The following is a 21,578-nucleotide window of genomic DNA, read 5'->3' on the forward strand; positions in this document are numbered from 1 at the left end:
TTACTAAAACCCGCAAGGGGAAAGGGAGTTACGTGCTCGACGTCAACTTCTTCGATGAACTCCGGATCGGTCTGGCCACCGCGGAGGACATCAGGCAATGGTCTTACGGCGAGGTCAAGAAGCCGGAGACGATCAACTACCGCACGCTGAAGCCGGAGAAGGACGGCCTGTTCTGCGAGAAGATCTTCGGACCGACTCGCGACTGGGAGTGCTACTGCGGCAAGTACAAGCGGGTCCGGTTCAAGGGCATCATCTGTGAGCGCTGTGGCGTCGAGGTGACCCGCGCCAAGGTGCGCCGCGAGCGGATGGGCCACATCGAGCTGGCCGCGCCCGTCACGCACATCTGGTACTTCAAGGGCGTGCCCTCGCGGCTGGGGTATCTGCTCGACCTGGCGCCGAAGGATCTCGAGAAGATCATCTACTTCGCCGCCTACGTCATCACCGCGGTCGACGACGAGATGCGCCACAACGAGCTCTCCACGCTCGAGGCCGAAATGATGGTGGAGCGCAAGGCCATTGAGGACCAGCGCGACGCCGACCTGGAGGCCCGTGCCCAAAAGCTCGAGGCCGACCTGGCCGAGCTGGAGGCCGAGGGCGCCAAGGCCGACGCGCGCCGCAAGGTTCGCGACGGTGGTGAGCGCGAGATGCGTCAGCTGCGCGACCGGGCCCAGCGTGAGCTGGACCGGCTCGAGGAGATCTGGACGACCTTCACCAAGCTGGCCCCCAAGCAGCTGATCGTCGACGAGAACCTCTACCGCGAGCTGATCGACCGCTTCGGTGAGTACTTCACCGGCGCCATGGGTGCGGAGTCGATCCAGAAGCTGATCGAGAACTTCGACATCGACGCCGAGGCCGAGTCGCTGCGCGACGTGATCAAGAACGGTAAGGGGCAGAAGAAGCTTCGCGCCCTCAAGCGGCTCAAGGTGGTCGCCGCCTTCCAGCAGTCGGGCAACTCACCGATGGGCATGGTGCTCGACGCCGTCCCGGTGATCCCGCCGGAACTGCGCCCGATGGTTCAGCTCGACGGTGGCCGGTTCGCCACCAGCGACCTCAACGACCTGTACCGCCGCGTGATCAACCGGAACAACCGCCTCAAGAGGCTGATCGACCTCGGCGCGCCCGAGATCATCGTCAACAACGAGAAGCGGATGTTGCAGGAATCCGTGGACGCGCTGTTCGACAACGGTCGTCGCGGCCGCCCGGTCACCGGGCCGGGTAACCGCCCGCTGAAGTCGCTCTCCGATCTGCTCAAGGGTAAGCAGGGCCGGTTCCGCCAGAACCTGCTCGGTAAGCGTGTCGACTACTCGGGCCGTTCGGTCATCGTGGTCGGTCCGCAGCTCAAGCTGCACCAGTGCGGTCTGCCCAAGCTGATGGCGCTGGAGCTGTTCAAGCCGTTCGTGATGAAGCGACTGGTCGACCTCAACCACGCGCAGAACATCAAGAGCGCCAAGCGCATGGTCGAGCGTCAGCGTCCCCAGGTGTGGGATGTCCTCGAAGAGGTCATCGCCGAGCACCCGGTGCTGCTGAACCGCGCGCCGACCCTGCACCGGTTGGGCATCCAGGCCTTCGAGCCAATGCTGGTGGAAGGCAAGGCCATTCAGCTGCACCCGCTGGTGTGTGAGGCGTTCAACGCCGACTTCGACGGTGACCAGATGGCGGTGCACCTGCCGCTTTCCGCCGAGGCGCAGGCCGAGGCCCGCATCCTGATGCTGTCGTCCAACAACATCCTGTCGCCCGCGTCGGGCCGCCCGCTGGCCATGCCGCGTCTGGACATGGTGACCGGTCTGTACTTCCTGACCACCGAGGTGGACGGCGACAAGGGCGAATTCAAGGCGGCCGCCAAGGACGAGCCCGAGGTGGGCGTGTACTCCTCGCCGGCCGAGGCGATCATGGCGTCCGACCGTGGCGTGCTGTCGGTACGGGCCAAGATCAAGGTGCGGCTGACCCAGCTGCGTCCGCCGGCCGAGATCGAGGCGGAGCGCTTCGGCGCCAACGGCTGGCAGCCGGGCGACGCCTGGATGGCCGAGACCACCTTGGGCCGAGTGCTTTTCAACGAGCTGCTGCCGGTGGGCTACCCGTTCGTGAACAAGCAGATGCACAAGAAGGTGCAGGCTTCGATCATCAACGATCTGGCCGAGCGCTACCCGATGATCGTGGTCGCACAGACCGTGGACAAGCTCAAGGACGCCGGTTTCTACTGGGCGACCCGCAGCGGTGTCACCGTGTCGATGGCCGACGTGCTCGTGCCGCCGCGCAAGAAGGAGATCCTCGACCAGTACGAGGAGCGGGCCGAGAAGGTCGAAAAGCAGTTCCAGCGTGGTGCTTTGAACCACGACGAGCGCAACGAGGCGCTGGTGGAGATCTGGAAGGAAGCCACCGACGAGGTCGGTCAGGCGCTGCGCGAGCACTACCCGGCCGACAACCCGATCATCACGATCGTGGACTCGGGTGCCACCGGTAACTTCACCCAGACGCGGACGCTGGCCGGCATGAAGGGTCTGGTGACCAACCCGAAGGGTGAGTTCATCCCGCGTCCGGTCAAGTCGTCGTTCCGCGAGGGCCTGACGGTGCTGGAGTACTTCATCAACACCCACGGCGCCCGAAAGGGCTTGGCGGACACCGCGTTGCGTACCGCTGACTCCGGGTACCTGACCCGTCGTCTGGTGGACGTGAGCCAGGACGTCATCGTCCGCGAGCACGATTGCGAGACCGAGCGGGGCATCATCGTCGAGCTGGCCGAGCGTCAGCCCGACGGCACCTTGATCCGCGATCCGTACATCGAAACCTCGGCGTACGCACGGACTTTGGGTGCCGACGCGGTCGACGAGGCCGGCAACGTCGTGGTCGCTCGCGGTGAGGACCTGGGTGACCCGTCGATCGAGGCCCTGTTGGCGGCGGGCATCACGCAGATCAAGGTGCGCTCGGTGCTGACGTGTACCACCGGCACCGGCGTGTGCGCGACGTGCTACGGGCGCTCGATGGCGACCGGAAAGCTGGTCGACATCGGCGAGGCCGTCGGTATCGTCGCGGCCCAGTCCATCGGTGAGCCCGGTACTCAGCTGACCATGCGCACGTTCCACCAGGGTGGTGTCGGTGAGGACATCACCGGCGGTCTGCCCCGGGTGCAGGAGCTGTTCGAGGCCCGCATCCCGCGCGGCAAGGCGCCGATCGCCGACGTCACCGGCCGGGTCCACCTCGAGGAGGGTGAGCGCTTCTACAAGATCACCATCGTTCCCGACGACGGGAGCGAGGAGGTCGTGTACGACAAGCTCTCCAAGCGGCAGCGGCTGCGGGTGTTCAAGCACGAAGACGGTTCCGAGCGGGTGCTCTCCGACAACGACCACGTCGAGGTGGGCCAGCAGCTGATGGAAGGCTCGGCCGACCCGCACGAGGTGCTGCGCGTGCAGGGCCCGCGCGAGGTGCAGATCCACCTGGTCCGCGAGGTCCAGGAGGTCTATCGCGCGCAGGGTGTGTCGATCCACGACAAGCACATCGAGGTGATCGTTCGCCAGATGCTGCGCCGCGTCACCATCATCGATTCGGGCTCGACGGAGTTCCTGCCCGGCTCGCTGATCGACCGTGCGGAGTTCGAGGCGGAGAACCGCCGGGTGGTGGCCGAGGGCGGCGAGCCCGCCGCCGGCCGTCCGGTGCTGATGGGCATCACGAAGGCGAGCCTGGCCACGGACTCGTGGCTGAGTGCGGCGTCGTTCCAGGAGACCACGCGAGTGCTGACCGATGCGGCGATCAACTGCCGCAGCGACAAGCTCAACGGTCTGAAGGAGAACGTGATCATCGGAAAGCTGATCCCGGCCGGTACCGGGATCAACCGCTACCGCAACATCGCGGTGCAGCCGACCGAGGAGGCCCGGGCCGCCGCGTACACGATCCCGTCCTACGAGGATCAGTACTACAGCCCGGACTTCGGTGCGGCCACCGGCGCCGCGGTTCCGCTGGACGACTACGGCTACAGCGACTACCGCTAGTCAGGCAACGAAAAAGCCCCGGGGTGCGCCCCCGGGGCTTTTTCGTTGCGTGCCATTGCCGAACGTGAAGTTAACTTCACACTCGGCGCCGAGCGTGCATCTAGCTTCACGTTCGAGGTCGACCTAGGAGCCCGTCGGCACCCCTCACTACACTGGCCACCGTGCTCATCGGTTCGCACGTCCGCAACGACGATCCCCTGGCCGCCGCGCAGGCCGACGGCGCCGACGTGGTGCAGTTCTTCCTCGGCAACCCGCAGAGCTGGAAGAAACCCAAGCCGCGCGACGACGCCGAGACGCTGAAGGCGTCGACCATACCGCTGTACGTCCACGCGCCATACCTGATCAACGTGGCCTCAGCCAACAACCGCATCCGCATCCCGTCGCGCAAGATCCTGCAGGACACCTGCGACGCGGCCGCGGCGATCAACGCGACGGCGGTGATCGTGCACGGCGGCCACGCCGACGACAACGATATGGAGGCCGGCTTCGAGCGGTGGGTCAAGGCCATGGACTACCTGGAAACCGACGTGGCGGTCTACCTGGAGAACACCGCCGGCGGCGACCACGCGATGGCCCGCCACTTCGACACCATCGGCCGGCTTTGGGATCACATCGGCGACAAGGGAATTGGGTTCTGCCTGGACACCTGCCACGCCTGGGCAGCCGGTGAGCAGCTGATCGACGCGGTCGACCGGATCAAGGCGCTGACGGGCCGCATCGACCTGGTGCACTGCAACGACTCGCGGGACGCGGCGGGCTCCGGCGCCGACCGCCACGCCAACTTCGGCACCGGAAAGATCGATCCCGAGCTGCTCGCCGCGGTGGTCACGGCCGCCGACGCACCCGTCATCTGCGAGACCGCCGACGAGGGCCGCAAGGACGACATCGCGTTCCTCCGCGACAAAACGAGCGGCTGAGAGCGGGCAACCGCTTACCTTTGACCCATGCTGCGCCGGCTGCCCATGATCTTGATCGTTGCCCTGGCGGTCGCGGGCTGCATCCCGGGAGTCGCCAACGTGCCGTCGGGCTTCGTGACCGGCACCAGCGTTCACCACCTCAAGGTCGGCGATCTCGATCGCAGCTATCGCCTGTACAAGCCCGCGGGGACGCCGGCCTCGGCCCCGCTGGTGGTCATGATGCACGGCGTGTCGGGAAGCGCCAGCGAAGCCGAAAGAGATTACCGCTGGGACGGATTGGCCGATTCGGGCAAGTTCGTCGTCGCCTACCCGGATGGCCTCGACCGCGCCTGGAACGTCGACGGCCAAACGTGCTGCGGGCGGTCGGGACGAGAGGGCGTTGACGACGTCGGCTTCATCAGCGCGGCCGTCGCCGACATCGCCAAGAACGTCGGCATCGATACCGCCAGGGTGTACGCCACCGGCATGAGCAACGGCGGCATCATGTCCTACACGCTGGCCTGCACCACCGACATCTTCGCGGCGATCGGCCCGGTCGCGGGCACCCAGCTGAACGCGTGCCGCACGCCGCACCCGATGTCGGTGATGCACATTCACGGCACGGCCGATCAGCTGGTGCCCTACGGCGGCGGGCCCGGATACAGCGTCATCAACGGACCACCGGTGCCAGACGTGAATGCGTTCTGGCGCAACGTCGATCAGTGCGGCGCCCCGTCCACCACCACCGGCGGCGCGGTCACCACCTCGACCGCCGGGTGCGCCGAGGGCCGCGGCGTCGTGCTCATCACGGTCGACCAGGGTGACCACGAGTGGCCGGACTTCGCGTCACGGGAGCTGTGGGACTTCTTCGCCGCACACACGCGCTGATCATTACACCTCTTGTGCAACTGTCGGGAAAATGTAACATTGATCCCATGTCGGATACCCATGTCGTCACCAATCAGGTCCCGCCCCTGGAAGACCACAACCCAGCCACCTCGGCGGTGCTCATCGAGGCCTTGATTCGCGAGGGCGGGCAGTGGGGCCTGGACGAGGTGAACGAGGTCGGCGCGCTGTCGGCCAGCCGCGAAGCGCAGCGATGGGGCGACCTCGCCGACCGCAACCGGCCCATCCTGCACACGCACGACCGCAACGGGCACCGCGTCGACGAGGTCGAATACGACCCGGCGTACCACAAACTGATGCGCGCGGCGATCTCCCACGGGATGCACGCCGCGCCCTGGGCCGACGAGCGGCCGGGGGCGCACGTCGTCCGGGCCGCCAAAACCTCGGTGTGGACGGTCGAGCCGGGGCACGTCTGCCCGATCTCGATGACGTATGCCGTGGTGCCCGCGCTGCGCTACAACCCCGAGCTGGCCAAGGTCTACGAGCCGCTGCTGACCGCGCGCGAATACGACCCGGAACTCAAGCCGGCCACCACCAAACCGGGCATCACCGCGGGCATGTCGATGACCGAGAAGCAGGGCGGCTCCGACGTGCGCGCCGGCACCACGCAGGCCACCCCCAACGCCGACGGAACCTACAGCCTGACCGGCCACAAATGGTTCACCTCGGCGCCGATGTGTGACATCTTCCTGGTGCTCGCGCAGGCCCCCCAAGGGCTCTCGTGCTTCATGCTTCCGCGCGTGCTGCCCGACGGCACCCGCAACCGGATGTTCCTGCAGCGGCTCAAGGACAAGCTCGGCAACCACGCCAACGCCTCCAGCGAAGTCGAATACGACGGCGCGGTCGCCTGGCTGGTGGGGGAGGAGGGCCGCGGGGTGCCCACCATCATCGAGATGGTCAACCTCACGCGGCTGGACTGCACGCTGGGCAGTGCAACCAGCATGCGCACCGGACTGACGCGCGCGATCTACCACGCCCAGCACCGAAAGGCCTTCGGCGCCTACCTCATTGACCAGCCGCTGATGCGCAACGTGCTGGCCGACCTGGCCGTCGAGGCCGAGGCGGCCACCATGGTCGCGATGCGGATGGCCGGCGCCACCGACAAGGCGGTGCGCGGCGACGAGACCGAAGCGCTACTGCGCCGCATCGGCCTGGCCGCCAGCAAGTACTGGGTGTGCAAGCGTTCCACCCCGCACGCCGCAGAAGCGCTGGAATGTCTGGGCGGCAACGGCTATGTCGAGGACTCCGGCATGCCGCGGCTGTACCGCGAGGCGCCGCTGATGGGCATCTGGGAGGGCTCTGGCAACGTCAGCGCGCTGGATACGTTGCGCGCCATGGCGACTCGCCCCGAATGCATCGAGGTGCTGTTCGACGAAATCGCCGAGAGCGCGGGTCAGGACCCGCGCCTGGGCAACCATGTCGGGCGGCTGCGCGCCGACCTGACCAACCTGGAGACCATCGCCTACCGCGGCCGCAAGGTCGCCGAGGACATCTGCCTGGCGCTACAGGGCTCGCTGCTGGTGCGCCACGGCCATCCCGCCGTCGCCGAGGCATTCCTGACGACCCGCCTCGACCGCCGGTGGGGCGGCGCGTTCGGCACCATGCCCGACGGTCTGGATCTGGCGCCCATCCTCGAGCGTGCTCTAGTAAAGGGATGATGCGCGCCGACGACGATAGACAGGGCAGTGCGATCCAAAAGGGTCGGGAGGAGCGGAGCCCATGACGCACGCCATTAGACCGGTCGACTTCGACAACCTCAAGACGATGACCTATGAGGTGACGGACCGGGTCGCGCGCATCACCTTCAACCGGCCCGAAAAGGGCAACGCGATCGTCGCGGACACCCCGCTGGAGCTCTCGGCGCTGGTGGAGCGGGCCGATCTGGATCCAGCCGTGCACGTCATCCTGGTGTCCGGCCGCGGCGAGGGATTCTGCGCGGGCTTCGACCTGAGCGCCTACGCCGACCGCACCGGCTCGGCCGGTGGCACCGGCGCGTACGCCGGCACCGTGCTCGACGGAAAGACCCAGGCGGTCAATCATCTGGCGGATCAGCCATGGGACCCGATGATCGACTACCAGATGATGAGCCGCTTCGTGCGGGGCTTTTCCAGCCTCATGCACGCCGACAAGCCCACAGTGGTCAAGATCCACGGCTACTGCGTGGCCGGGGGGACGGACATCGCGCTGCACGCCGACCAGGTGATCGCCGCCGCCGACGCCAAGATCGGCTATCCGCCGACCCGGGTGTGGGGCGTGCCGGCCGCCGGCCTGTGGGCGCACCGCCTCGGCGACCAGCGCGCCAAACGGCTGCTGTTCACCGGCGATTGCCTCACCGGCGCGCAGGCCGCCGAGTGGGGATGGGCGGTCGAGGCGCCGGATCCGGCGGACCTCGACGAGCGCACCGAGCGGCTGGTCGAGCGGATCGCCGCGGTGCCGGTCAACCAGCTGATCATGGTCAAGCTCGCGTGCAATTCCGCTCTGCTGCAACAGGGGGTGGCCACCAGCAGGATGGTCAGCACGGTGTTCGACGGTGTCGCCCGGCACACGCCCGAGGGTCACGCGTTCGTCGCCGACGCGGTCGAGCACGGATTCCGTGAGGCGGTGCGGCATCGTGACGAACCGTTCGGCGACCACGGCCGCCGGGCGTCCGGGGTGTAGCCATGCCGGACATGACGGCCCGGTCGGTGGTGCTCAGCGTGCTGCTCGGCGCCCACCCTGCCCGCGCCCGCGCCAGCGAATTGGTCAGGCTCACTTCTGATTTCGGCATCAAGGAATCGACCCTGCGCGTGGCGCTGACCCGGATGGTCGGGGCGGGCGACCTGATCCGAAATGCGGACGGCTACCAACTCTCGGATCGCCTGCTCGCCCGCCAACGACGCCAGGACGATGCCATCGACCCGCGCGTGCGTCCCTGGCAGGGGGAGTGGATCACGCTGATCGTGACGAGCGTGGGGGATAACGCACGCACCCGGGCAACACTGCGAACGGCCATGCACGACAAGCGCTTCGGTGAATTACGCGAGGGGGTGTGGATGCGCCCCGACAACATCGACGCGGAACTCGGCCCCGACATCATGGCCAGGGTCAGGGTCCTGCGGGCGCGCGACGGTGACCCTGCCGGACTGGCCGCGCAGCTGTGGGACCTACCCGCGTGGGCGCAGGACGGCCACCGGTTGCTCGACGACATGGCTGCCGCGCCAGACATTCCCGGCCGTTTCGTGGTGGCCGCGGCCACCGTCCGGCACCTGCTCACCGACCCGGTCCTGCCCGACGAACTACTGCCGCCCGACTGGCCCGGGACAAGGCTGCGGGCGGCCTACCACGACTTCGCCGCCGAACTGCTGCGGCGGCGCGAACCACTATGGGCGGAGGCGAGATGAGCGATCCGGTGCGTGTCGAACGCAACGGCGAGGTGACCACGGTGATCATCGACCGGGCGGGGGCGCGCAACGCGGTCAACGGCCCGACGGCCGCCGCGTTGTACGCGGCATTCGAGGAGTTCGACCGCGACGACACGGCGTCGGTGGCCGTGCTGTGGGGCGACGGCGGAACGTTCTGCGCGGGAGCCGATTTGAAGGCGTTCGGCACGCCCGACGCCAACGCAGTGCACCGGACGGGGCCGGGCCCGATGGGGCCGACGCGGATGGTGCTGTCCAAGCCCGTCATCGCCGCGGTCAGCGGCTACGCCGTCGCCGGCGGTCTCGAGTTGGCCATCTGGTGTGATCTGCGGGTAGTCGAGGAGGACGCCGTGTTCGGGGTGTTCTGCCGGCGCTGGGGCGTCCCGCTGATCGACGGGGGCACCGTGCGGTTGCCGCGGCTGATCGGTCACAGCCGCGCGATGGACATGATCCTCACCGGCCGCGCCGTGGCCGCCGACGAAGCCCACGCCATCGGGCTGGCGAACCGGGTGGTCCCCAAGGGCCAATCACGCCAGGCCGCAGAGGAATTGGCGGCACAACTGGCGGCGTTGCCGCAGCAGTGCCTGCGTTCGGATCGGCTCTCGGCGCTACACCAATGGGGGGCAACGGAATCCGAGGCGCTCGATGCCGAATTCGCCAGCATCTCCCGGGTGGCAGCGGAGGCGAACGAGGGGGCCGGGCGGTTCGCCGCCGGCGCGGGACGACACGGCGCGTCCGCCGGCTGAGCGCAGGTCAGCTGCCCTTGTTGATCGTGTTGCCCGAGCCGAGGTTGTCGACCTTGGGATCACCGTCTTTGTAGGTGATGGTGTTGTTCATCCCGAGCACAGTGATCCGCGTCTCGACCTTGTCGAAGGTGATCTTGTTGTTGGTGCCGCCGATGTTCGCCGTCGCGCAGCTGCCCGTCACGGTCAGCGTGTTGTCCGACCCGGCCACGTTCAGCGACTTGCCGCTGGCGCAGTCGAGGCTCGTGGTGGTGCCCATCGACCCGTAGTTCACGGTGTTCCCGATCTCGATGGACGCGGTGGTGCTCGCCCCGCTCGATCCCGTCGTCGGCGCGGCGCCGGCACTCGTCGTCGGGCTGCTCTTCGTCGTGGTGGTGGAGGAGCCCGCCGGCGGGTTGGCCGTCGAACTGCAGCCGGCCAGCATCACGGCGGCGGCGGCGGGCGCCACGGCGAACGCGGCCAGTCTGCGGCGGTGGTTCCAGGTGTCGACACGCATCGTTGTTCGATTCCCCTCGCTGTGGTGCCTCAGCCCGGCACCTGCTGGAGCCGGTTGGTCATGCCCAATTCGCGGCCACGGTCCCACAGGGCCGGCTGACCGCCCTTGTAGAGCACGGTCTGGTCATAGCCGTAGACCGTGATGTCGTGCGAAACCGAGTCGGCGATAACGACATTCGACGAACCCATCACCGTCACGGCGTAGCAGTTGCCCAGCGCGGTCACGGTCAAAAACGTGCCGTTGACCAGCAGCGTGGCGTCGTTGCAGTCCACCGTCTGCTCCATGTCCTCCCCGATGACATGGGTATCGCCGTTCTTGGCGTGCGCAAGTCCCGGCGTGGCAGCGACACCGGCTACTGCGGCGACGGCGCAGGTGGCCAACGACCCGGCGACAGTTGTCCACTTCACTGCGGGCCCCCTCTTGGACGGGTCGTCTGCTCGAATGAGCCAAGCATGACATTACGTGCAATTGCCTGCCCGATGGCAGGTTTTCTTTTCCGTTGCCGGGCGCTTATGCCCCTCCGGGGAGATTAGTGTCTGAACGGGCCTCAACTAGAGTCATTAGTTAACCGCAACCCGTTCCCGCGATCGAAGGGCGACCGCCATGGCAGCTCAACCGGATCCGCCGTCAGCGGCCGGGCGCCAACGTGCGGGACGGCCCGGTTCGCGCCCGACCAAGCTCAGCCGCGAAGGGATCATCGACGGCGCGCTGACGTTCCTGGACCGCGAGGGCTGGGACGCGCTGACCATCAATGCGCTCGCGACGCAGTTGGGCACCAAAGGGCCCTCGCTCTACAACCACGTGGACAGCCTGGAGGACTTGCGCCGCGCGGTGCGGATTCGGGTGATCGACGACATCATCATGATGCTCAACCGGGTGGGCGAGGGCCGCGCCCGCGACGACGCGGTGCTCGTCATGGCGGGCGCGTACCGCAGCTATGCCCACCATCACCCGGGTCGCTACTCGGCCTTCACCCGGATGCCGTTGGGCGGCGAAGACGCCGAATACGCGGCTGCGACCCGCGGCGCGGCCGCACCGGTGATCGCCGTGCTGTCCTCGTACGGGCTCGACGGTGCCGAAGCCTTCCACGCCGCGCTGGAATTCTGGTCCGCGATGCACGGTTTCGTGCTGCTGGAGATGACCGGCGTCATGGACGACATCGACACCGATGTGTTGTTCTCCGACATGGTGTTGCGGTTGGCTCGGGGGTTGGAGGGCCTGGAACGGCGCACCGCCCACGACGGCGCCAGGTAGTAGTCCCGATGGTGGATCCGCCGCTTTGACCTGCAAGACCGGCGGCGGGTATTGTGGTTCCTCGTGCCTGGCGGCTTACGGCGCCTAACCGTAAGGAAGTGAATGCCGGGCGAATTCGCGTGTCCACGATGCTTCGGACCTACCTCCGGTGCGCAGCGCATGCGACACACCCGGCCGCGGGGTGACGCGGGCGGACATAACTGCAGTACACAGACTTGAAGACGCCAGAAATATGCCGAACACGAACAGAGAAAGCCGGTAGATGCCAACCATTCAGCAGCTGGTCCGCAAGGGTCGCCGCGACAAGGTCGCCAAGGTCAAGACCGCGGCCCTCAAGGGCAGCCCGCAGCGCCGTGGCGTATGCACCCGCGTGTACACCACCACTCCGAAGAAGCCGAACTCCGCTCTTCGGAAGGTCGCCCGCGTGAAGCTGACGAGTCAGGTTGAGGTGACGGCCTACATCCCCGGCGAGGGTCACAACCTGCAGGAGCACTCGATGGTGCTGGTGCGTGGTGGCCGGGTGAAGGACCTGCCCGGTGTCCGGTACAAGATCATCCGCGGTTCGCTCGACACCCAGGGCGTCAAGAACCGCAAGCAGGCTCGCAGCCGTTACGGCGCCAAGAAGGAGAAGAGCTGATGCCGCGCAAGGGGCCCGCGCCGAAGCGCCCGCTGGTCAACGACCCGGTCTACGGGTCGCAGCTGGTCACTCAGCTGGTGAACAAAGTCCTGCTGCAGGGGAAGAAATCGCTCGCCGAGCGCATTGTTTATGGTGCGCTCGAACAAGCTCGGGACAAGACAGGTACCGATCCCGTGATCACGCTCAAGCGTGCTCTCGACAACGTCAAGCCCGCCCTGGAGGTGCGTAGCCGCCGCGTCGGTGGTGCCACCTATCAGGTGCCGGTCGAGGTGCGTCCGGATCGGTCCACCACGCTGGCGCTGCGCTGGCTCGTCAGCTTCTCGCGGCAACGCCGGGAGAAGACCATGGTCGAGCGCCTGGCAAACGAGATCCTGGATGCCAGCAACGGTCTGGGGGCCGCCGTCAAACGACGTGAGGACACCCACAAGATGGCCGAGGCCAACCGCGCCTTCGCGCACTACCGCTGGTAGGTCTCTGCGGCCCGCGCGCCGGGGCGCTGGCCTGACCGCGAAAGACAGCAACTAAGCAATCGAAAGAGTGGGAAGACTTCTGTGGCACAGAAGGACGTGCTGACCGACCTCACCAAGGTCCGCAACATCGGCATCATGGCGCACATCGACGCCGGCAAGACGACGACGACCGAGCGCATCCTCTACTACACCGGTATCAGTTACAAGATCGGTGAGGTGCACGACGGCGCCGCCACCATGGACTGGATGGAGCAGGAGCAGGAGCGGGGGATCACCATCACCTCCGCGGCCACCACCTGCTTTTGGAAAGACAACCAGATCAACATCATCGACACCCCCGGGCACGTCGACTTCACTGTGGAAGTCGAGCGTTCGCTCCGGGTCCTCGATGGCGCCGTCGCCGTGTTCGACGGCAAGGAGGGTGTCGAGCCGCAGTCCGAGCAGGTATGGCGCCAAGCCGACAAGTACGACGTCCCGCGCATCTGCTTCGTCAACAAGATGGACAAGATCGGGGCCGACTTCTACTTCTCGGTCCGCACTATGGAGGAGCGCCTCGGCGCCAACGTCATCCCGATCCAGCTGCCGGTCGGCTCCGAGGGTGACTTCGAGGGCATCGTCGACCTGGTCGAGATGAACGCCAAGGTCTGGCGCGGCGAGACCAAGCTGGGCGAGACCTACGACACCGTCGACATCCCGGCCGACCTGGCCGAGAGGGCCGACGAGTACCGCACCAAGCTGCTCGAGGCGGTCGCCGAGACCGACGAGGCGCTGCTGGAGAAGTACCTGGGTGGCGAGGAACTGTCGGTCGAGGAGATCAAGGGTGCGCTGCGCAAGCTGACCATCAGTTCCGAGGCCTACCTGGTGCTGTGCGGCAGCGCCTTCAAGAACAAGGGTGTGCAGCCGATGCTGGACGCCGTCATCGACTACCTGCCCTCGCCCCTGGACGTGCCGCCGGCCGTCGGGCACGCGCCGGGCAAGGAGGACGAAGAGGTCACCCGCAAGCCGTCCACCGACGAGCCGTTCTCCGCGCTCGCGTTCAAGGTCGCCACGCACCCGTTCTTCGGCAAGCTGACCTACGTCCGGGTGTACTCCGGCAAGGTCGACTCCGGCAGCCAGGTCATCAACGCCACCAAGGGCAAGAAGGAGCGGCTGGGCAAGCTGTTCCAGATGCACTCCAACAAGGAGAACCCGGTGGAGACCGCCTCGGCGGGGCACATCTACGCGGTGATCGGGCTCAAGGACACCACCACCGGTGACACCCTGAGCGACCCGAACCAGCAGGTCGTGCTGGAGTCGATGACCTTCCCCGACCCGGTCATCGAGGTGGCGATCGAGCCCAAGACCAAGAGCGACCAGGAGAAGCTGTCGCTGTCGATCCAGAAGCTCGCCGAGGAAGACCCGACCTTCAAGGTGCACCTGGACCACGAGACCGGCCAGACCGTGATCGGCGGGATGGGCGAGTTGCACCTGGACATCCTGGTGGACCGGATGCGGCGCGAGTTCAAGGTCGAGGCCAACGTCGGTAAGCCGCAGGTGGCCTACAAGGAGACCATCCGCCGCAAGGTGGAGAACGTCGAGTTCACCCACAAGAAGCAGACGGGTGGCTCCGGCCAGTTCGCCAAGGTGCAGATCAACCTCGAGCCGTTCACCGGCGAGGACGGCGCGACCTACGAGTTCGAGAACAAGGTCACCGGTGGGCGCATCCCGCGTGAGTACATCCCCTCGGTGGATGCCGGCGCCCAGGACGCCATGCAGTACGGTGTGCTGGCCGGTTACCCGCTGGTGAACATGAAGGTCACCCTGCTCGACGGGGCGTTCCACGAGGTCGACTCGTCGGAAATGGCCTTCAAGATCGCCGGTTCGCAGGTGCTGAAAAAGGCTGCGTCGCAAGCGCAACCAGTCATCCTGGAACCGATCATGGCCGTCGAGGTCACCACGCCCGAGGACTACATGGGCGACGTGATCGGCGACCTGAACTCCCGCCGTGGCCAGATCCAGGCCATGGAGGAGCGGAGCGGTGCGCGCGTCGTGAAAGCGCATGTGCCGCTGTCGGAGATGTTCGGCTACGTCGGCGACCTGCGGTCCAAGACCCAAGGCCGGGCGAACTACTCCATGGTCTTCGACTCGTACGCCGAAGTGCCGGCGAACGTGTCAAAGGAGATCATCGCGAAGGCGACGGGCCAGTAAGCATCGGCGACGGAGTAATCTTGCCGGGTCATTGGAATGCCTTGGGCGCGGCACAACTGAAAACACCAACACTGCTTTAACAAGCACCAACTAGTCCAGGAGGACACAGAAGTGGCGAAGGCGAAGTTCGAGCGGACGAAGCCGCACGTCAACATCGGGACCATTGGTCACGTTGACCACGGCAAGACCACGCTGACCGCGGCTATCACCAAGGTTCTGCACGACAAGTACCCGGACCTGAACGAGTCCCGCGCGTTCGACCAGATCGACAACGCGCCCGAGGAGCGTCAGCGCGGTATCACCATCAACATCTCCCACGTGGAGTACCAGACCGACAAGCGTCACTACGCCCACGTCGACGCCCCGGGTCACGCCGACTACATCAAGAACATGATCACCGGTGCGGCCCAGATGGACGGCGCGATCCTGGTGGTCGCCGCCACTGACGGCCCGATGCCGCAGACCCGTGAGCACGTGCTGCTCGCCCGTCAGGTCGGCGTGCCCTACATCCTGGTCGCCCTGAACAAGGCCGACATGGTCGACGACGAGGAGCTGCTCGAGCTCGTCGAGATGGAGGTCCGCGAACTGCTGGCCGCCCAGGAGTTCGACGAGGACGCCCCGGTGGTGCGGGTCTCCGCGCTCAAGGCGCTCGAGGGCGACGAGAAGTGGGTCAAGTCCGTCGAGGAGCTGATGGAGGCCGTCGACGAGTCGATCCCGGACCCGGTCCGCGAGACCGACCGTCCGTTCCTGATGCCGGTCGAGGACGTCTTCACCATCACCGGCCGTGGCACGGTCGTCACCGGTCGTGTCGAGCGCGGTGTGGTCAACGTCAACGAAGAGGTCGAGATCGTCGGCATCCGCCCGACCAGCACCAAGACCACGGTCACCGGTGTGGAGATGTTCCGCAAGCTGCTCGACCAGGGTCAGGCCGGTGACAACGTCGGTCTGCTGCTGCGTGGTATCAAGCGTGAGGACGTCGAGCGCGGCCAGGTCGTGACCAAGCCCGGCACCACCACGCCGCACACCGAGTTCGAGGGTCAGGTCTACATCCTGTCCAAGGACGAGGGCGGCCGGCACACGCCGTTCTTCAACAACTACCGCCCGCAGTTCTACTTCCGCACCACCGACGTGACCGGTGTGGTGACGTTGCCGGAGGGCACCGAGATGGTGATGCCCGGTGACAACACCAACATCTCGGTCAAGCTGATCCAGCCCGTCGCCATGGACGACGGTCTGCGGTTCGCGATCCGTGAGGGTGGCCGCACCGTCGGCGCCGGCCGGGTCGTCAAGATCATCAAGTAGTTCGAAGCATCGCAAAGCCCGGATTGCCCACTCGGCAATCCGGGCTTTGTCGTGTTGTGCGCCTCGCCGGTCGGGACCGGGCCGAAATGATGCGGCCGCCGCGCGCCCTGGACTAGGATTTCGGCATAGTTCTCGGTGACCGTAGGGCGTGGCGGGGAGGTGCCGATGTCGTTCGTTCAAGCGACTCCCGAATTCGTCGCGGCTGCCGCGACGGACCTGGCCAGTATCGGGTCGGTGATCACGTCCGCCAACACGGCGGCGATGGGGCCGACGTCGGCGGTGCTCGCCCCCGGTGCCGACGAGGTGTCGGCGAGCATCGCCGCCCTGTTCGACGCCCACTCCCAGGTCTATCAGGCTCTCAGCGCTCAGGCGGCCGCGTTCCACAGCCAGTTCGTGCAGCTGATGAACGGCGGCGCGATGCAGTACGCCGCCGCCGAGGCGGCGAACGCGACGCCGTTGCAGACCGCGGCGGCGCCCGCGTCGATGGCCGCGCAGGTACCGACGATGACTGCCGGCGCCATGGGCGCGTCCGCGCCGACCGCGCCCGCGGGGCCCCTGGCGGCGGTGGCCCCAGCGGCCGCCGCGGCGCCGGCACCGGCCGGCGCACCGGTCGCGGCCGCGCCGGTGGGATCGGCGACGCTGGCCTCGGCCACCGCGCCGGCCGGACCGGCGCGGGTGGCGACACCGGCCTACGCTCCCTCCGGCTCCCCGAGCACCGTCCAGCCTTCGGCGTCGCCACTGACCGGTACGCCCGCCGCACCGATGCAGGCCGAGGTGGCGCCGCAGCCCTCCCCGGCCACGACGCTGCCGGTATCGCCGCGCGCGGCGCCGCACGCGCCGGCGGGGACGCAGCCGGCGGCGCCGCCCGTGCGGCGGATGCCGATCGTCCCGCCCGAAACGCTCACGTGACGGCGACCGAAATCGGTTTGCGCGTATCGCGCTCGCGGCGATAACGCGAGCGCTAATCTGACACAAATCCCCAGCAAGTCGAGGAGGGGCAAGTGTTAGCACGCTATCTGAAGGCACAGTTGGTCGTTTTGCTGTGCGGAGGCCTCGTCGGACCGATTTTCCTGGTCGTGTACTTCGTCATGGGGCTCGACAGCCTGCTGCAGTGGATGTTCTACGTAGGCCTGCTCGTCACCGTGGCCGACGTGTTGGTCGCGCTCGCGCTGGCGAACTACGGCGCGAAGACGTCGGCGAAGGTGGCCGCGCTCGAGCAGAGCGGCGTGCTGGCGCTCGCGCAGATCACCGGCATCACGGAAACGGGCACCTGGGTCAACAACCAGCAGGTCGTCAAGGTGCACCTACACATCGCGGGGCCCGGCCTCCTGCCGTTCGACAGCGAAGACCGCGTGATCGCCGGCGTCACCCGGCTCGGCAACCTCAACGCCCGCAAGGTGGTGGTCCTGGTCAATCCCACCACCAACGAATACCGGATCGACTGGGAGCGCAGCGCTTTGGTCAACGGCCTGATGCCCGCGCAGTTCACGGTGGCCGAGGACAACCGGACCTACGACCTGAGCGGACAGGCGGGCCCGCTGATGGAGATCCTGCAGATCCTCAAGCCCAACAACATTCCGCTCAACCGGATGGTCGACATCCGGTCGAACCCGGCGCTGCGTGGCCAGATTCAGGCGGTGGTGCGCCGGGCCGTCGATCAGCAGACACCTGCCACCCAGTCGGCTCCAGCGTCGACCGTGGCGCCGTCGGCGGTCGTCACGCCGCCCGAACCGTCGATCGCCGCGCGGCTGCAGGAGTTGACCGATCTGCACGCCAGTGGCGCGCTCACCGACCAGGAATACAACAGCCGGCGCGCTCAGATCATCTCCGAAATCTGAAGCGCTCCTCCGCCGACCGGCGGGTGAATTAGAACACGTTTCAGTTCCGCTGCTAGCCTGGCTTGGTCTATCGGCGGTCGAAGGGGTTACACGTGGCTGGACAGACCGGATCACTGCACGGGCGGGTGGCTTTCATCACCGGGGCCGCTCGCGGACAGGGGCGGTCGCACGCGGTGCGGCTGGCAGCCGAGGGCGCCGACATCATCGCGCTCGACATCTGCGCGCCGGCGTCGGCCAGCGTGACCTATCCGCCCGCCACCCGCGAGGACCTCGACGAGACCACGCGCCTGGTGGAGGGGCAGGGGCGCAAGATCCTGGCCCGCGTCCTCGACGTCCGCGACGACGCCGCGCTGAAGGAGTTGGTGGCCGTCGGGATGGAACAGTTCGGCCGCCTCGACATCGTGGTCGCCAACGCCGGAGTGCTGAGTTGGGGCCGCATCTGGGAGCTCACCGACGAGCAGTGGGACGCGGTCATCGGCGTCAACCTGACCGGCACCTGGCGCACGCTGCGCGCCACGGTGCCCGCGATGATCGAGGCGGGCAACGGCGGTTCCATCGTCGTGGTCAGCTCGTCGGCGGGACTCAAGGCGACACCGGGCAACGGCCACTACTCGGCCAGCAAGCACGGGCTCACCGCGCTCACCAACACCCTCGCCATCGAGCTCGGCGAATACGGCATCCGGGTCAACTCGATCCATCCGTACTCGGTCGAAACCCCGATGATCGAACCCGAAGCGATGATGGAGATCTTTGCCAAACATCCCAACTTCGTGCACAGCTTCCCCCCAATGCCGGTGCAGCCCAACGGCTTCATGGCGGCCGACGAGGTCGCCGACGTCGTGGCATGGCTCGCCGGCGACGGGTCGGGCACACTCACCGGCACGCAGATCCCCGTGGATAAGGGTGCCCTAAAGTACTGAGGCGCCATCGTGCTAAGAACTCCACGTGAGTAGTGACGAAAGCGCCACCAACGGAATCGTGATCGTCGGCGGCGGATTGGCCGCCGCCCGCACCGCCGAGCAGCTGCGCAAATCGGAGTATTCCGGGCCCATCACACTCGTCAGCGACGAGGTGCACCTGCCGTACGACCGCCCGCCGCTGTCGAAAGAGGTGCTGCGCAAAGAGGTCGACGACACCGCGCTCAAGCCGCGCGAGTGGTACGACGAGAACGACATCACCCTGCGCCTGGGGTCGGCCGCGACGAGTCTGGACACCGCGGCGCAGACGGTGACGCTCGACGACGGGACGACGCTGGGCTACGACGAACTCGTCATCGCCACCGGGTTGGTGCCGCGGCGCATCCCGGCGATCCCCGATCTCGAGGGCATCCGCGTGCTGCGCTCTTTCGACGAGTGCCTGGCGTTGCGCGAGCACGCGTCCGCGGCGCAGCGCGCCGTCGTCATCGGCGCCGGCTTCATCGGCTGCGAGGTGGCGGCCAGCCTGCGCAGCCTGGGGGTGGACGTGGTGCTGGTGGAGCCGCAGCCGACACCGCTGGCCGCGGTGCTCGGCGAGCAGATCGGCGAACTGGTGGCCCGGCTGCACCGCGCCGAGGGCGTCGACGTACGGCTCGGCGTCGGCGTGGCCGAGGTGCGCGGTGACACGCATGTCGAGGCGGTGGTGCTCGGCGACGGCACCGAGCTGACAGCCGACGTGGTGGTGGTCGGCATCGGGTCACGCCCGGCGACCGAATGGCTCGAGGGCAGTGGTGTCACCGTCGACAACGGAATCATCTGTGACGAGGCCGGACGCACCAGCGCGCCGAACGTGTGGGCGCTCGGGGATGTCGCGTCGTGGCGCGACGCGACGGGACATCAAGGGCGCGTGGAACATTGGAGCAACGTCGCCGATCAGGCCCGCGCCGTGGTGCCCGCGATGCTGGGCCAGGATGTGGCGCCCGCGGTGGTCGTCCCCTACTTCTGGAGCGACCAGTACGACGTCAAGATCCAGTGCCTGGGCGAGCCGGAGGCCGACGACATCGTGCACGTCGTCGAGGACGACGGCCGCAAGTTCCTGGCCTACTACGAACGCGACGGCGCCCTGGCCGGGGTGGTCGGTGGCGGGATGCCCGGCAAGGTCATGAAGATGCGCGCAAAGATCGCCGCGGCCGTGCCCATTTCCGAGGTCCTGGGCTGAGCCGCCGCTAGCCGACGGCGGCCGCGTACCGGTCGCTGGGGATCTCGGTGTTGCGGATGACGGTCGCGAGTTGCTCGGCGATGCCCGGCGCGCTGATGACGGTCGACGCGGACTTGTGGGTGTGGGGATTGCCCTGGGCGTCGGTGAGCTGCGCGCCGGCTTCGCGGGCGATCAGGGTCCCCGCCGCGGTGTCCCAGGGCTTGTTGGACATCATCACGCAGGCGTCCAGGGAGCCCTCGGCGACGAAGGCGAGGTCCAGGGTCGCCGCCCCGATCATGCGGATGCGCTCGACCCGCGGCACCAGCTCGGCGGTCAGCGCCAGCCGCTGCTGGTTCAGCCGGCCGGCGTCGTGGCCGACGGCGTAGTCGCCGAGGGACACGATGGCCCCGCTGAGGCTGTCGGCTGCGCTGGCGTTGATCCGCTGACCGTTGAGGAACGCGCCCTTGCCCTCGATGGCGTGATAGGTCTTGCCGAGCAGGGGTGCGTGCGTGACGGCCACCACGGTGCGGCCTTCGCGCAGCAGCGCGAGCGATACCGCGCACAACGGGAGCCCATGGACGAAGTTCGAGGTTCCGTCGATGGGATCGAGCACCCAGAGCCATTCGGAGGTTTCGATGTCCGGTTGTTGCTCGGACTCTTCGGCCAGCAAGGGGATGTCCGGCGTGGTTTGGGCCAGGTAGTCGGCGATGTCGCGTTGGATCGCGAGGTCGATGTCGGTGACCAGGTCACGGTCACCTTTGTGCTGCACCGAACTCGGCTGTGATTTCTTGAGCGTGGCGGCACCGATTTGTGTTGCTTGCCAGGCAATTTCAAAAAGCTCTTGCATTGTCTTCATGCGACAGACTGCCTCGCTTCCAGGGGTAGCGCGTGGTCGGCGTCTCTCGAGGATAGGGGATAGGTGATTTCACATCACAGCCGCATCACGGTGTATCACGTTCCCATCACATCGATTCCCGAGAGCTAAACACCCACCATTGTCGGTGTTTTCGCCGATAATCCGCCTTTGCGCAGGAGAATTGCGCGGAAATCCGTAATGCGCCACAAGGCAATTGGATGGTGTTGTACGTCACATCGATTGGAGGTTTTGTTTGCCTTCGCAGAGGGCGCTGCGGCCTCGTGTCTGCGGTGTCACAAAATTGCCAAAATTCCATCGCCAATCTTATTGTGCTGGAAAGGGGTAACTTCTGTGCTCGCGTTTTTTTGCTAATGCGACGTTGGCGGTTGCGGTCCGGGCGACGTCCGCCCGCCTCGGTTATTGTCTCCAAGCGAACGATGTTTGGGGGCCACTACGTACCAGAAGGGTTGGCTAAAGCCGCCTGGTGTGCTGTCCCTGAA

The 21,578-nt window shown here is 66.9% G+C and carries 19 protein-coding genes; 16 read left to right on the forward strand and 3 right to left on the reverse strand.

Translation table 11 applies throughout. The features are described 5' to 3' along the window. Nucleotides 1–32 precede the first annotated feature (32 nt). The 7 genes from ACZ50Z_RS24295 to ACZ50Z_RS24325 all read left to right on the forward strand — a co-directional run bounded on the left by ACZ50Z_RS24295 (nucleotide 33) and on the right by ACZ50Z_RS24325 (nucleotide 9,929). Entirely contained in the window at nucleotides 33–3,983 is a 3,951-nt protein-coding gene (locus ACZ50Z_RS24295; protein ID WP_464485829.1) for a DNA-directed RNA polymerase subunit beta', read from the forward strand. 161 nt (nucleotides 3,984–4,144) lie between these two features. Further along, nucleotides 4,145–4,900 (forward strand): deoxyribonuclease IV, encoded by a 756-nt coding sequence (locus ACZ50Z_RS24300; protein ID WP_464485830.1) that lies wholly within the window; start codon nucleotides 4,145–4,147, stop codon nucleotides 4,898–4,900. A 27-nt stretch (nucleotides 4,901–4,927) separates the two neighbouring features. After that, the gene (locus ACZ50Z_RS24305; protein ID WP_464485831.1) at nucleotides 4,928–5,767 is read left to right on the forward strand and encodes an extracellular catalytic domain type 1 short-chain-length polyhydroxyalkanoate depolymerase; all 840 of its coding nucleotides are present in this window, start codon (nucleotides 4,928–4,930) and stop codon (nucleotides 5,765–5,767) included. A 47-nt stretch (nucleotides 5,768–5,814) separates the two neighbouring features. Then, nucleotides 5,815–7,443, forward strand: a complete 1,629-nt coding sequence (locus tag ACZ50Z_RS24310; RefSeq protein ID WP_464485832.1) for an acyl-CoA dehydrogenase family protein — start codon at nucleotides 5,815–5,817, stop codon at nucleotides 7,441–7,443. Nucleotides 7,444–7,504: 61 nt separating this feature from the next. Further along, complete coding sequence (locus ACZ50Z_RS24315; protein WP_464485833.1) at nucleotides 7,505–8,443, forward strand: crotonase/enoyl-CoA hydratase family protein; 939 nt, start codon at nucleotides 7,505–7,507, stop codon at nucleotides 8,441–8,443. A gap of 2 nt (nucleotides 8,444–8,445) precedes the next feature. Next, nucleotides 8,446–9,165: a PaaX family transcriptional regulator C-terminal domain-containing protein gene (locus ACZ50Z_RS24320; protein ID WP_464485834.1), complete on the forward strand. Its 720-nt coding sequence runs from the start codon at nucleotides 8,446–8,448 to the stop codon at nucleotides 9,163–9,165. Then, nucleotides 9,162–9,929 carry a crotonase/enoyl-CoA hydratase family protein gene (locus ACZ50Z_RS24325; protein WP_464485835.1) on the forward strand — a complete coding sequence of 256 codons (768 nt, stop codon included), beginning with the start codon at nucleotides 9,162–9,164 and terminating at the stop codon, nucleotides 9,927–9,929. Before ACZ50Z_RS24320 ends, ACZ50Z_RS24325 begins: the two co-directional genes overlap by 4 nt. A gap of 7 nt (nucleotides 9,930–9,936) precedes the next feature. On the opposite strand, the gene ACZ50Z_RS24330 is transcribed toward ACZ50Z_RS24325, so the two are convergent. After that, the gene (locus ACZ50Z_RS24330; protein WP_464485836.1) at nucleotides 9,937–10,422 is read right to left on the reverse strand and encodes a DUF3060 domain-containing protein; all 486 of its coding nucleotides are present in this window, start codon (nucleotides 10,420–10,422) and stop codon (nucleotides 9,937–9,939) included. A 29-nt stretch (nucleotides 10,423–10,451) separates the two neighbouring features. After that, the gene (locus ACZ50Z_RS24335) at nucleotides 10,452–10,829 is read right to left on the reverse strand and encodes a DUF3060 domain-containing protein (protein ID WP_464485837.1); all 378 of its coding nucleotides are present in this window, start codon (nucleotides 10,827–10,829) and stop codon (nucleotides 10,452–10,454) included. 196 nt (nucleotides 10,830–11,025) lie between these two features. Between ACZ50Z_RS24335 and ACZ50Z_RS24340 the strand changes: the two genes are divergently transcribed. From ACZ50Z_RS24340 to ACZ50Z_RS24380, 9 genes are all read left to right on the forward strand, one after another. Then, the gene (locus ACZ50Z_RS24340) at nucleotides 11,026–11,676 is read left to right on the forward strand and encodes a TetR/AcrR family transcriptional regulator (protein ID WP_464485838.1); all 651 of its coding nucleotides are present in this window, start codon (nucleotides 11,026–11,028) and stop codon (nucleotides 11,674–11,676) included. A 262-nt stretch (nucleotides 11,677–11,938) separates the two neighbouring features. Continuing rightward, a complete protein-coding gene (gene rpsL / locus ACZ50Z_RS24345; protein WP_007767794.1) occupies nucleotides 11,939–12,313 on the forward strand; it encodes a 30S ribosomal protein S12 in 375 nt (124 codons plus the stop codon). After that, complete coding sequence (gene rpsG, locus ACZ50Z_RS24350) at nucleotides 12,313–12,783, forward strand: 30S ribosomal protein S7 (protein ID WP_008260850.1); 471 nt, start codon at nucleotides 12,313–12,315, stop codon at nucleotides 12,781–12,783. Before rpsL ends, rpsG begins: the two co-directional genes overlap by 1 nt. 81 nt (nucleotides 12,784–12,864) lie before the next feature. After that, a complete protein-coding gene (fusA, locus tag ACZ50Z_RS24355; RefSeq protein ID WP_464485839.1) occupies nucleotides 12,865–14,970 on the forward strand; it encodes an elongation factor G in 2,106 nt (701 codons plus the stop codon). A 111-nt stretch (nucleotides 14,971–15,081) separates the two neighbouring features. Continuing rightward, complete coding sequence (tuf, locus tag ACZ50Z_RS24360; RefSeq protein WP_163712413.1) at nucleotides 15,082–16,272, forward strand: elongation factor Tu; 1,191 nt, start codon at nucleotides 15,082–15,084, stop codon at nucleotides 16,270–16,272. A 165-nt stretch (nucleotides 16,273–16,437) separates the two neighbouring features. Further along, a complete protein-coding gene (locus ACZ50Z_RS24365) occupies nucleotides 16,438–17,181 on the forward strand; it encodes a PE family protein (RefSeq protein ID WP_464485840.1) in 744 nt (247 codons plus the stop codon). Nucleotides 17,182–17,273: 92 nt separating this feature from the next. After that, a complete protein-coding gene (locus ACZ50Z_RS24370) occupies nucleotides 17,274–18,110 on the forward strand; it encodes an SHOCT domain-containing protein (protein ID WP_464485841.1) in 837 nt (278 codons plus the stop codon). A gap of 92 nt (nucleotides 18,111–18,202) precedes the next feature. Further along, nucleotides 18,203–19,030 (forward strand): mycofactocin-coupled SDR family oxidoreductase, encoded by an 828-nt coding sequence (locus ACZ50Z_RS24375; RefSeq protein WP_464485842.1) that lies wholly within the window; start codon nucleotides 18,203–18,205, stop codon nucleotides 19,028–19,030. A 25-nt stretch (nucleotides 19,031–19,055) separates the two neighbouring features. Beyond that, nucleotides 19,056–20,243, forward strand: a complete 1,188-nt coding sequence (locus ACZ50Z_RS24380) for an NAD(P)/FAD-dependent oxidoreductase (RefSeq protein WP_464485843.1) — start codon at nucleotides 19,056–19,058, stop codon at nucleotides 20,241–20,243. Nucleotides 20,244–20,250: 7 nt separating this feature from the next. Here the strand turns inward: ACZ50Z_RS24380 and ACZ50Z_RS24385 are convergent, their stop codons facing one another. Next, nucleotides 20,251–21,078 carry an inositol monophosphatase family protein gene (locus tag ACZ50Z_RS24385; protein ID WP_464485844.1) on the reverse strand — a complete coding sequence of 276 codons (828 nt, stop codon included), beginning with the start codon at nucleotides 21,076–21,078 and terminating at the stop codon, nucleotides 20,251–20,253. Nucleotides 21,079–21,578: the final 500 nt, after the last annotated feature.

It is taken from the genome of Mycobacterium sp. NTMscope_MAC_269 (assembly GCF_976985695.1).

Excerpts from the sequence above, each read along its gene's own strand:
- ACZ50Z_RS24305 (WP_464485831.1), top strand. The coding sequence starts at position 4,928 with ATGCTGCGCCGGCTGCCCATGATCTTGATCGTTGCCCTGGCGGTCGCG.
- ACZ50Z_RS24310 (WP_464485832.1), top strand. The coding sequence starts at position 5,815 with ATGTCGGATACCCATGTCGTCACCAATCAGGTCCCGCCCCTGGAAGAC.
- ACZ50Z_RS24315 (WP_464485833.1), top strand. The coding sequence starts at position 7,505 with ATGACGCACGCCATTAGACCGGTCGACTTCGACAACCTCAAGACGATG.
- ACZ50Z_RS24320 (WP_464485834.1), top strand. The coding sequence starts at position 8,446 with ATGCCGGACATGACGGCCCGGTCGGTGGTGCTCAGCGTGCTGCTCGGC.
- ACZ50Z_RS24325 (WP_464485835.1), top strand. The coding sequence starts at position 9,162 with ATGAGCGATCCGGTGCGTGTCGAACGCAACGGCGAGGTGACCACGGTG.
- ACZ50Z_RS24330 (WP_464485836.1), bottom strand. The coding sequence starts at position 10,422 with ATGCGTGTCGACACCTGGAACCACCGCCGCAGACTGGCCGCGTTCGCC.
- ACZ50Z_RS24340 (WP_464485838.1), top strand. The coding sequence starts at position 11,026 with ATGGCAGCTCAACCGGATCCGCCGTCAGCGGCCGGGCGCCAACGTGCG.
- rpsL (WP_007767794.1), top strand. The coding sequence starts at position 11,939 with ATGCCAACCATTCAGCAGCTGGTCCGCAAGGGTCGCCGCGACAAGGTC.
- rpsG (WP_008260850.1), top strand. The coding sequence starts at position 12,313 with ATGCCGCGCAAGGGGCCCGCGCCGAAGCGCCCGCTGGTCAACGACCCG.
- ACZ50Z_RS24365 (WP_464485840.1), top strand. The coding sequence starts at position 16,438 with ATGTCGTTCGTTCAAGCGACTCCCGAATTCGTCGCGGCTGCCGCGACG.
- ACZ50Z_RS24385 (WP_464485844.1), bottom strand. The coding sequence starts at position 21,078 with ATGAAGACAATGCAAGAGCTTTTTGAAATTGCCTGGCAAGCAACACAA.